10 protein-coding genes are annotated in these 10,842 nt (G+C 48.1%); 4 read left to right on the top strand and 6 right to left on the bottom strand.

Translation table 11 applies throughout. The annotated features are described in order from the left end of the window. Positions 1 to 154: 154 nt before the first annotated feature. The gene (gene cysE / locus V6C93_RS21355; RefSeq protein WP_333478691.1) at positions 155 to 889 is read right to left on the bottom strand and encodes a serine O-acetyltransferase; all 735 of its coding nucleotides are present in this window, start codon (positions 887 to 889) and stop codon (positions 155 to 157) included. 285 nt (positions 890 to 1,174) lie between these two features. On the opposite strand from cysE, the gene cysK reads away from it, so the two are divergent. Further along, a complete protein-coding gene (cysK, locus tag V6C93_RS21350) occupies positions 1,175 to 2,134 on the top strand; it encodes a cysteine synthase A (RefSeq protein WP_333478690.1) in 960 nt (319 codons plus the stop codon). 81 nt (positions 2,135 to 2,215) lie between these two features. Here the strand turns inward: cysK and V6C93_RS21345 are convergent, their stop codons facing one another. From V6C93_RS21345 to V6C93_RS21335, 3 genes are all read right to left on the bottom strand, one after another. Next, positions 2,216 to 3,418: a metallophosphoesterase gene (locus V6C93_RS21345; RefSeq protein WP_333478689.1), complete on the bottom strand. Its 1,203-nt coding sequence runs from the start codon at positions 3,416 to 3,418 to the stop codon at positions 2,216 to 2,218. 628 nt (positions 3,419 to 4,046) lie between these two features. Further along, complete coding sequence (locus V6C93_RS21340; protein ID WP_333478688.1) at positions 4,047 to 4,289, bottom strand: DUF7219 family protein; 243 nt, start codon at positions 4,287 to 4,289, stop codon at positions 4,047 to 4,049. Positions 4,290 to 4,342: 53 nt separating this feature from the next. Continuing rightward, a complete protein-coding gene (locus V6C93_RS21335; RefSeq protein ID WP_349262788.1) occupies positions 4,343 to 4,798 on the bottom strand; it encodes an MgtC/SapB family protein in 456 nt (151 codons plus the stop codon). Here V6C93_RS21335 and V6C93_RS21330 point away from each other — a divergent pair. Next, positions 4,695 to 4,967, top strand: coding sequence for a hypothetical protein (locus tag V6C93_RS21330; protein ID WP_333478693.1), 273 nt, complete (start codon positions 4,695 to 4,697; stop codon positions 4,965 to 4,967). The two genes, V6C93_RS21335 and V6C93_RS21330, sit on opposite strands and share 104 nt — an antisense overlap. 180 nt (positions 4,968 to 5,147) lie before the next feature. Continuing rightward, entirely contained in the window at positions 5,148 to 6,365 is a 1,218-nt protein-coding gene (gene chrA, locus V6C93_RS21325) for a chromate efflux transporter (protein WP_333478687.1), read from the top strand. A 290-nt stretch (positions 6,366 to 6,655) separates the two neighbouring features. Here the strand turns inward: chrA and V6C93_RS21320 are convergent, their stop codons facing one another. After that, positions 6,656 to 9,823: a filamentous hemagglutinin N-terminal domain-containing protein gene (locus tag V6C93_RS21320; RefSeq protein WP_333478686.1), complete on the bottom strand. Its 3,168-nt coding sequence runs from the start codon at positions 9,821 to 9,823 to the stop codon at positions 6,656 to 6,658. Between the two features lie 419 nt (positions 9,824 to 10,242). Between V6C93_RS21320 and V6C93_RS21315 the strand changes: the two genes are divergently transcribed. Beyond that, complete coding sequence (locus tag V6C93_RS21315) at positions 10,243 to 10,374, top strand: hypothetical protein (RefSeq protein ID WP_333478685.1); 132 nt, start codon at positions 10,243 to 10,245, stop codon at positions 10,372 to 10,374. A 58-nt stretch (positions 10,375 to 10,432) separates the two neighbouring features. Here V6C93_RS21315 and V6C93_RS21310 read toward each other — a convergent pair. Next, positions 10,433 to 10,842, bottom strand: a 410-nt coding sequence (locus tag V6C93_RS21310) for a hypothetical protein (RefSeq protein WP_333478684.1), incomplete at its 5' end; no start/stop codon positions are given.

The following is a 10,842-nucleotide window of genomic DNA, read 5'->3' as shown; positions in this document are numbered from 1 at the left end:
TGAGCGCCGGTTCATGAATAGTAGGGGCAATCCCCCCATGGTTGCCCCGACTGGATTTTCCCAGGGGTGGGAGTCCCTAGGAAAAATAAATGCTTCTGGGATTACTGGGCTGGCACTCTAGTCTATGCATTTTGCGGGTTGTGAAAAGCCTTTGCTAGATTCCAGCTCCATCGATAAATTCTCCAATGAGTCGATCGCACGACGCTACCCAGTCATGTTTTGTTGTCTCATCGCCAGTCGCTGTTTGTAAATCGAATTGTACTTTCAACTGCTCGACCTCTTGCTCCAAAAAGTGCATACGGTCAAGCAAGGCTCTAATGGCTTGAGCTTCAGTATCCGGTAAGCGCCCATGATCGAGAGGCGCTCCAGGTTTCCCTTTACGGTCAACAATACGACCCGGTACTCCAACCACCGTACAATTAGCGGGAACATTTCTTAAGACCACTGAACCCGCACCGATACGAACATGGTCGCCGATGGCAATATTGCCTAACACCTTGGCCCCAGCCCCAACAATAACGTTCTTGCCAAGGGTGGGATGCCGCTTGCCCGTTTCCTTACCCGTACCACCGAGAGTAACTCCTTGATAAATCAAGGAATAGTCCCCTACTATTGCCGTTTCTCCAATGACGACACCCATTCCGTGGTCAATCAATACACCCTTACCAATTTTTGCTCCGGGATGGATTTCAATCCCCGTAAAAAAGCGAACGAGATGGGATATCAAGCGGGGAATAAAAGGAACCCCCCGGAAATGAAGCCAGTGGGCTACCCGATGGAAAAATATTGCCTGTAAGCCAGGGTAACAAAAGAGAACTTCGAGCCAGTTACGTGCAGCAGGGTCACGCTCAAATATAATTCGCAAGTCTGCGATCGCGGTATTCAGCAAAGGTAGCCGTTACCTCCTTGGGTGTGCTGTGAAGTTGGTAGCTAACTTGCTCTAATTCTCGGTAATTCTCTAGGAATTTGGTAATTCAAAATTTTACCCAATCCGATCGCTATCATAACCGTCCGCAAAACATCGTCCACATATGACACACTGAAAGGAGTTCCAAAATCAACAAAAATACAAAATATAAACCGGAAAACCGTAGTATAGGTTAATAAGAGGACGCCGTTAGGCTTGGGTGATAAATTTTTGAATTTTTAATTTAGCCCTCTTAGAGGTAGAAGTATGCGGATTGCAAATGATGTAACAGAATTAATTGGTCGTACTCCTCTGGTTCAGCTCAATCGCATTCCCCAGGCTGAAGGGTGTGCAGCGCGGATTGTTCTCAAGCTGGAGGGAATGAACCCAGCCGCTTCTGTAAAAGATCGGATTGGCGCGAGTATGATTCAAGCGGCGGAACAAGCGGGTCTAATCCATCCCGACAAAACTACAATCGTTGAACCAACCTCTGGTAACACGGGTATTGCGCTGGCGATGGTAGCAGCCGCTAAAGGCTATCGGTTAATTTTAACCATGCCCGACACCATGAGTTTAGAACGACGAGCAATGCTCAAAGCCTATGGTGCCGCCCTGGAACTCACTCCAGGCATTAAGGGAATGAAAGGCGCTATTGCTCGTGCTGAGGAAATTGTTGCCAGCACACCCAATGCCTTCATGCCCCAGCAGTTCCAAAACCCAGCCAACCCCAAGGTTCATCGAGAAGCAACGGCAGAAGAAATTTGGGCAGATACCGACGGTCAAATTGATATTCTGATTTCTGGAGTCGGTACTGGCGGTACCATTACTGGTGTGGCGGAAGTTATAAAGCAGCGCAAACCTAGTTTTAAAGCGATCGCTGTCGAACCGGCGAACAGCCCCGTGCTTTCCGGTGGAGAGCCAGGAACCCACAAGATTCAGGGCATTGGTGCAGGATTCGTTCCCCAAGTTCTCCGTACCGATTTAATTGATGAAGTCGTCCAGGTTGAGGATGAAAATGCACTCGCTTACGGCCGTCGCTTAGCCAGAGAAGAAGGGTTGCTCTCCGGCATCTCCTCCGGCGCTGCTGTATATGCAGCTATTCAGGTCGGGAAACGTCCCGAAAATGCTGGTAAGTTAATCGTCGCGATACAGCCCAGCTTTGGCGAACGGTACTTGAGTACGGCGCTGTTCAAAGAGCCAGAACTGATAGAAGCTGCTGCTCGTTAATCGCTTTACCCTTTTTTGTCTTCAACTCAGCACCATCCCCAGCGGACGGTGCTAGTTTTCTCACACAATCAGTCATTCAAGCTATGGCTGTATGCGTTCCCAGGTAAAGGGATCAAAGGCGTTCGGACTTGCGGTATAGTTCGCCTTCGGGTCGATCGTCAGCTTCAGCCACTCAAGCGGGAAGGTGCTGCCGTGTACAACGACGCGGTGGAAATTGGACACATCGTACCCCGGATGGATAGAAGCCACAGAAGTGCAGGAGGCTGACCCTTCCAATGTGCAGGAGGCAGTCGGCGAGAGGGGGTTATCCGAGCGGTAAGTATGCGAGTCGCCGTTGAACATGAGCACGGGTTTGCCAAACGCTTTGGTATGCGAGGCGATGCTCTGAACCAAGGGTTCGTATTTAGCCTGGTGAGCGGCTCCCTTCTCAGAGTCCCACATATCAGCCTGAGTCACGATCACAATCGCCTCGGCCTGGTAGGCGGCAGCAGTTTGGAAAGCGGCATCGAGCCAGCGGAGGTCGGCACCCGTGCGTTCGCTGGTTTCTTTGCTCTGTGCCTCGCTAGGAGAGGGGGCACCATACCATACATCTGTGTCGTTGTTCGAGCCGCCAGGCAGGTTGATGGTTACAAACAGTACTTTCGACTGCATCCAGATCGTGTTCTCGACGAACTTCGCATCGGTTGGGTACGCGGGGTCAAAGTACTTAGCCTGTGACTGCACCTGCTGCTTGCGTCCACCCAGCGAGTATCCGGGGTTGGCGAAGAAGATCGACCGGATGAGTTCGAGGTTGGCGATCGGATCGCCGCCAGCATAGTCAACGAGGTTGCCCTGCGCGTCGCGTACATAGTCGATCTGCTGCGTCGTCTTGTTGTACGCACCACCACCTTCACCTACCTTGTGGCAGTCAGTCCACTCGTTATCGCCAGGAGTGTAGATGAGCGGGTTCTTGAACCCAGTCCAGAGGCTGTAGACTGTGCGATCATACGCCTCAGTGCAGTACTGCTTGCCGGAGTGGATGTCGCCCACATGGAGAACCAAATCGACCTTCGGATCAGCGTTAATAGAGTTGATGAACGCAGGCAATGCTTGCGTTTGGGAGGTGTCGGTGGGACTTGTGCCGTAGGGCGAGTCTCCGAAGACAGCGACGGTCAGCACGTTATCCGAGTGGGGGTTGATGGGAGTACCATTGCCAGCTAGCGCGGCTTTGCCGGTTACCAAAGCAAGCGCGAGGGTTGTCGCAAATGTGAGGAGCTTGCGCTGGTTTTTCTTTCTTATTTCCATAGGTTCAACTTCCTTAGGACAAATAGTATGTTCTGAATAAGCAAATGCTTAGTGTTTGTTGAGATAGACATTTTTTTATCAAGAAACGGTTAAGAAGATGTTAATAAATAAATCTCTTAATCCTCTAATCTTGATAGATTTTCAATGTCGTATAAAAGATTAGTAGAAATTTTCTACATTCAATATAAAAGTTTGATGAAGTCAACCCAGCCAAATATTGAGATATTTCCTTATCTTTACTTATCGGTTGATACGGGCTTGAGGTAGCTGGTTTTTCTTAACCTCTTTATAATCACCCTTTAATCTATTACTGATAAACTACGGCAACTAATACCTATTAACCGTAATTAGTACTGATTGGAATTATTATTCGTCTTGATGTCAGATACCAGAGCTGGAAAGATTTGGGTGTATGCATTGAATTAATTGAGTTACGAGTAAAAACCCTCATCTTGCCAGTTCAAACTTTGCCCTCAACCTCAAGTTAATTACAGATTAGCGCCCAGAATTATTCCGGATGTAAATAACAGCAACTTCCTCTATCTCTGCTTGTTTTGTTAGTTCTGAATTGAGCAAAAATGTCCGCTAAACAGACATAAACTGCTTTTAAATCTGCGGACAGCTCTTCTTAACTATCAGAAGAGTTCTCACCCACTCCTAATTGCTTTTTGGAACGCTTGAGCTGTTTCCACAGAGCTTTAATTTGGTTGTAAGCCTCTTCTGAAGAAATTTTGCCATTAGTCTCTAAATTGCAGATAAAACTGATCCGTTGCGCAAATTCCTGCAAATTGGCATTAAACACCAGATTCTCTGGCTTAACCTGACCATAGTAACGACTTCGAGGGTAAAGAAATTGGTCGCGGTCAGTCATGACTGTCTCCTTGGTTTGAAACTCTTAGTTCAGTTTTAACGAAATTGGATGAGCTATTGCTCCGTCAGCCTCGATTTTTCTATTTTGCCGTCCTTATTTTTGAAACGAATCGAGACTGACTTTTGGATTTTCTTGACTCCACTCAGGGTTACCAGGGTCAAAATTGCCCCAATCAAGCTCATCTGCCACAAGCCACAACCTATCGCAGCGCCTAATCCCGCCGCTACCCAGATTGTGGCAGCAGTCGTTAATCCCTTTACTTCTAACTTGCCCAGTCCCTCACGAGATTGTTGCAAAATCATCCCGGCTCCGATAAATCCCACACCTGAAGCAACTCCCTGGATGGTACGACTCAAGGCATTAGTAGCGGCATAAGGACTATCCCCCTCAGCTTGTAAAGGAATCATGACAAACATCGCTGCTCCTAAACTGACCAACATGAACGTTCTCATTCCCGCTGGTCTACCCCCCTGCTGGCGGTTCATTCCCAGCAGGCAGCCAACTAGCAGCGCCAGTGTCAGCCTGAAGATTAGACTTGCCCAATCGTTAGAATTAATCAACATTACACCCATCCTCGGCACTCCTGGTAGAACTCCATCCCTCCGCTTGCCAGTAAACGGCTCAGGAATAGACGGTCAAGCGTTTATGGTTAGCGATCGCCAAGTCTCTTTACTCTGACTTAACTTACCCCTTCCTTAATTTATTTTTAACCTAAACTTAACCAAGGATTTGGCTGGATTCCAGATGATTGGGGCACAACGTTAAGCCTAGAGTAGTAATGGACTTTTAATCACTATTTCTCTAAACTACGATAAATCTACCGGAATGCGAGGTTAATTGGCGTATTACTCGAAAGCGATGAATAACTCAGCATTAGGGCGTCTGGGAGAACTAGCCAAACTCTTTTTTAAACTAGGCGTCATCGGCTTTGGGGGGCCAGCAGCTCACATTGCCATGATGGAGAGTGAGGTCGTCAAGCGGCGTCAATGGCTGACTAGGGAACATTTTCTAGACTTGATTGGCGCAACCAACCTAATTCCTGGCCCAAACTCCACAGAAATGGCGATTCATGTGGGATATATCTACGCAGGATGGCTAGGACTGATGGTGTCGGGTGTGTGTTTTATATTACCGGCTGTTCTCATTACGGCTGGGTTGGCCTGGTTTTATGTTACCTATGGCACTATGCCCCAAGTTGCACCTTTACTGTATGGCATTAAACCCGCTGTTTTGGGCATTATCCTAGATGCTCTCTGGCGCTTAGGCAAGAAGGCTGTAAAGACTCGCAAGCTGTTGATCATTGCCTTGGGTGTTGTGGCGTTGTTATTGCTCTTGAGACTCAATGAAGCGATTGCCCTTTTAATCGGGGGTATCTTAGGAATGATTTGGCTACGTGGTGGTGATAACGACAAATCGTCACATGAGCGGGCAAACCTGCTAATGGCTGGCTTAACTACAGGCGCAACCCTATCAGCCAAAGCCGCCGTTGGAACCTCGATCGCAACTACATCAGGAGTAAATGCCCCATTGTGGCAGTTGGGTTGGTTTTTCCTAAAAGTCGGTAGTGTTTTGTTTGGTAGCGGTTACCTCCTAGTGGCGTATCTCCAAGGGGGATTAGTTCAGGACTATGCTTGGCTGACGCAACAGCAGTTACTCGATGCGATCGCGATCGGTCAATTTACACCTGGCCCCGTCCTTTCCACAGCTACCTTTATCGGTTACATTATTGCGGGTATTCCCGGTGCTGTGGTTGCCACAGTGGGAATATTCTTACCTTCCTTTGTCTTTGTTGCGGCTCTCAATCCCCTCGTTCCTCGCTTACGCGCATCATCATGGACAAGCGCGTTTATCGATTCGGTGAATGTTAGTGCTGTAGCGCTGATGGTTGTTGTTACCCTACAACTAGGAGCCGCTACCTTAACCGTACCAGAATTTCCGTTTATGGATTTTCTGGCAGTAGCGATCGCGATCGTTTCAGCTGTTTTAGCAATTCGCTTCCAATTTAATGCTGCATGGTTAGTTGTAGGTGCAGCTGCAATTGGCTGGGTGGCTTCACGTCTAGGATACAGTCAGTGAAGGTTGATTTTGCTGGCTCAAACTCTTTAAAATTTCACAAAAGCTTCCCAAAGAAAGGAGGTAATAATACCAATTTCCTTTGAACATGCTACACATTCAGCTCCCCCCTAGGGCGTGTTTTCAAACTCTAATTTTACCTGTGTCTTGCGAAGAAGATCCCCCCCATCCCCCCTTAAAAAGGGGGGAGAATCAACTCAAAGTCACCTTTTTTAAGGGGGATTTAGGGGGATCTCCGGGTTTGAAGACACGCCCTAGCCCCCCTTAAAAAGGGGGGAAAAAGATTACATCTATTATTTGTATTTGGCGGAGATGGGTTGCGGGGATTTAGCTACCTCCACAATTGCTGTAAGTTTGTCAGCTACACTTTCAAAGTGGATGTTTATCAGCCGACCATACTCAGTTCCCAGAGATTGATTAACTAAGGCTATAATCTTCTGTCTGACTAAGTTTTGGGTGCCTGGTAGGCTCTGTAGATCTGCGCCACAGTTGGTAAATAAATCATTGACATTGATTGATAAACTGCCACCATTGGAATTCATGTAATCAACAATTTTGGGCAGTAGATCTTTGAGTGGCTCTCCTTCCTGAGCAGTAGATAAGGTACAGGTTAGAACTCCCACAGATGACACCTGAATCGGCTGTTTTTGAGGTTTGGGTGAAGTTTCCTCTTCGGGTGGAGCAATGACTGTTGCTTGTGAGTTTGTAGCAGGAGTCTGACTTGAGCTTGAACTTGAGTTTGAAGTTGAACTTGAGTTTGAAGTTGAATTTGAGTTTGAAGTTGAATTTGAGTTTGAAGTTGGGGTGGGTGTTGGTGTCGGTGCCGGCGTGGGTGCTGGTGTTGGTGTTGGTATTGGTGTCGGGGTTGGGGTAGGTGTTGGCGTCGGCGTGGGTGTTGGTGTTGGCGTGGGTGTTGGTGTTGGCGTTGGAGTCGGGGTTGGTGTGGGAGTCGGGGTTGGTGTTGTCTTGGGTGTACCAATTATGACGCCGCCAGTACTAGTGAATAACTCGGGAGCGGTATTGTTAGCAACGTATGTACTGTTGTTTCCAATATTGGTGACTCCATTACTAACAGAAGCAATCCCGCCACCGCCTGTACCTGCTGTGTTACCAGTAATATTAGAATCCGTTATGGTCGCCGTACCACCATAAACGTAGACACCTCCACCAGTTGTGCCAATTGAGTTGTTACTGACCGTGCTGCCGTTGAGTGTCAAATTACTTTGGTAGGAGAAAATTCCCCCACCGCCATATTCAGTGCCACTAGCACTATTGCCAGTAATGGTACTATTGTTCACGGTCAGCCCCGGCCCATTCTCGCTCAGAATTCCTCCACCGCCCACAGTGCCAGTAGTATTATTGCTAATGGTGGAGTTGTTGATGGTCATGCTGCCTGCATTGCGGAAGACCCCACCTCCTCCAAGTGTGGCTGTATTGCCAGTGATGGTGCTGTTGTTAATATTTACCGTACCAGTACCCTGGAAGTTAGCTATACCTCCACCTGCTGCGGATGCGCTGTTGCCAGTGATGGTGCTGTTGTTGACGTTTAGCGTGCCACTGCCGGTGTATCGCACACCACCACCGTATTCATAGCCACCTAGATTGCCACCTGTAATTGTCAAACCATCGAGGGTGACATTACCACCACCGCCGATATCAAACACACGGAAGCCATTGCCACCACTCACTGTAGTAGAAGCTGCTCCCGCACCAACCAAGTTCAGCGATTTATTAATCGTGATTGTCCCAGTATTCGCATAATTCCCTGCACCTAAGTTAATCGTTGGCGTTCCTGTAACGGTACCTACTGCATTGATGGCATTCTGAATCGTTCCTGCCGGTGGAGTTGCGCTTGGGTTGACGGCATTGAGGTTAATCGCCAGATTGCCGTTGGTGATATTAATGATTGAACCTGCCGACGGCGTGAGATATCGTCCTGTCAGGGTCAACAGCGCATTATTGGTGGCTGTGGCATTGATGGAATTATTCAGGAAAATGTCACCATTCCCACCAGTGCCGCCTGCTGTGGAAATCGTCACATTAGTCCCATTAGCAAGGGCTTGAGCAAGGTCATTAATATTAATATTTCCCGTAGCACCGATGGGGTCAAAGTTTGGTAATGTACCCCCCGTTGTTGGTGCAGTTGAGATTGTGATGTCGCTGGGGTCAGATAACCAAGTACCAGCTAGACCGTAAATCGCTCCTGCATTCACGGTAGCGCCATTAACATCCAACCCTATCGTGCCAGAGGTTTCGACAAACCCACCATTACCGCCTTGTTCACCGCCTCTAGCGCTAATCTTGCCATAGAAGCGAGTGCTGTTATCTGCCCAGACAATGACTTTACCCCCATTGCCATTATTCGTGGCATCGGCATTAATTGTGGTGTTGCTATCCCCAAAGGTAAACTGAGCCTTGGGCAGCGTACCTTGACCCTGGTAATCGCCACCAATCAACACCCTACCACCGCCATTCGTTCCGGAAGCATCGATGTTGGCACCAATCAATCCGACCTTGTTCCCGAAGATATTGACTTGACCGCCAGTCTGTGCTGAGGTGTTGAGAGTACCAGAAGCGATCGCTGTTGCTCCTTCACTGGAAACCACCGTGTTGGAAGCTGTCAGGACAACTTGCCCCTGATTATTTACCGCTACACCTGTTGCCTGACTGACACCACTGCCAGTGATCAGTTGCGGCAAAGATGGGGCAGTACTGCTTGTAACGTTAGAAGCCTGGTTCGGGTCAATCTCCAAACTCAACAGATGTCCCTCTTGGGAAATCTTCACCCGACTCGACCCAGGTACCGCCGCAATGGTAATATTCCCCCCCGGTGCGCTCAGCGTTCCTGTGTTAATGACATTGCCACCAACCAAGCTGAGATTCTGTCCTTCATTGACCGCCAGATTCCCCGTATTAACAATGCTTCCCGGTTGATTCACATTGAAGACAAATTGGCTAGGTTCTCCCCCCAATGCCGCATAATTATTTGCCCCAGTAGCATTGAACCAATTATTGCCAAAACCAATTCCTGTAGCTGTAGTCGCTGTGAACGAGGCGGGAACGTTTAACTGAGCGTTAGCACCAAAAATAATTCCGGCAGGATTAATCAAATAAAGATTAGAATTTCCGCCCGTCACCTGCATTAGCCCATTGATCACCGAGGGATTGCCCCCCGTTACTCGTCCTAAGATATTGTGGATATTAGGATTCGAGACAAAGTTGGCAGTTTCGTTGCTCTGAAGACCAAACTGACTGAAGCTATGAAATAGATTGCTTCCGGATGGGGTGCCACCCGTAATATCAATCTGGTTACCATTGGAAGTAACAGTTGTACCTGTGCCATCTGGTGCCGCCGTGATGGATTGAGCTTGTACTGAAGCGGGCAAAAGACTGAAAAAAGCTAGTAATCCAAGGAGTTTGCAGGCTTTTAGCAGAGTGGTCTTTGATGGAGATAAGGACATACCGTTAATTCTGCGCAAAACTTAAGATGGAATTCTGGTGGCAGATGACCCTCAGTACAGCTAACTCTTCATGGGGGTGGGAATTCCTAACGTTGATAACCCAGTAAGGTCATTAATCGACCCGGCAATTTCCATACTCCCCTATGATGGCTTGTACTCGGTACAACTAACCACCTATGATCACGTATTTTTAGCTAGATTTTCTTGAGGATTGGCAAGGCTTCATCAAATCTAGACAAAATATATTAAGGGCTTCATTTAATCTAGATTAAGACGGGATAACTTAATGTTGACGATCCTTACATGTCTCCCATTACGCTAAGTTGGAGGCCACAAAAGACACTTAAATCTCGTCACGCGACTGCATAAGCTCATGGCTTGTGGAGATAGGTTTACTGGACTGTCCTGAACTCTGAACCATGAAACCTCTCAAATTTCCACTCACATCGACACTGGCACTGTTTGCGATCGCTGGATTGTTAGCTTTTTGTATGCCTTTTCCTTATACAACAGGAACTTCGTCCAGCGTTATTTCTAAGATTTTTCGCTAGCTGAGTTCTCGAACAGTTCCCCTCTTGGCTTAAGTTGGCGATCGCTCTTTAGGCGGTGTCAGAGGCGATCGCACAGATCCGTTTGTCGTTGCTGCCAGCTTGCTTCGAGTCGTGCGATCGCTTCTTCTGTATAGCGTTCGGCTTCTTGCAGGATGAGTGACCAAAGGGCGTCGAGGGCTTCCAGATTTGGGCAGAAGCGGATTAGGGTACGGCAAGCGGCAATCCACTGTTCGAGTTTACGGTAACTGATGAAGTAACCTCCTAATCCTTGGATATGCACCCAGAGGACGTTATGCCATTTTTCCCAGTTGAGGATGTGTTCTTGGCTGATTTTCAGGTGTTTGGCGATTTGCCGGAGGGTGATGACAAAAGTTTGGGGGTTGATGCGGTGGCGTAGCGGTTGCATGGCTGTTTTGGGATTGGGGAGGCATTTAGAAGAACCTCTCCCCCTGCCCCTCTCCTGCAAGG

Source organism: Allocoleopsis sp. (genome assembly GCF_036703385.1).
In the GTDB taxonomy this organism is placed as follows: Bacteria; Cyanobacteriota; Cyanobacteriia; order Cyanobacteriales; family Coleofasciculaceae; genus Allocoleopsis.
This window is presented reverse-complemented; position numbering and strand designations above follow the sequence as displayed.

What these genes read in the sequence shown, in the direction of transcription:
- V6C93_RS21340 (WP_333478688.1), bottom strand. Translation starts at nt 4,289, where the DNA reads ATGACTGACCGCGACCAATTTCTTTACCCTCGAAGTCGTTACTATGGT.
- V6C93_RS21345 (WP_333478689.1), bottom strand. Translation starts at nt 3,418, where the DNA reads ATGGAAATAAGAAAGAAAAACCAGCGCAAGCTCCTCACATTTGCGACA.
- V6C93_RS21320 (WP_333478686.1), bottom strand. Translation starts at nt 9,823, where the DNA reads ATGTCCTTATCTCCATCAAAGACCACTCTGCTAAAAGCCTGCAAACTC.
- chrA (WP_333478687.1), top strand. Translation starts at nt 5,148, where the DNA reads ATGAATAACTCAGCATTAGGGCGTCTGGGAGAACTAGCCAAACTCTTT.
- cysK (WP_333478690.1), top strand. Translation starts at nt 1,175, where the DNA reads ATGCGGATTGCAAATGATGTAACAGAATTAATTGGTCGTACTCCTCTG.
- V6C93_RS21315 (WP_333478685.1), top strand. Translation starts at nt 10,243, where the DNA reads ATGAAACCTCTCAAATTTCCACTCACATCGACACTGGCACTGTTTGCG.
- V6C93_RS21330 (WP_333478693.1), top strand. Translation starts at nt 4,695, where the DNA reads ATGACAAACATCGCTGCTCCTAAACTGACCAACATGAACGTTCTCATT.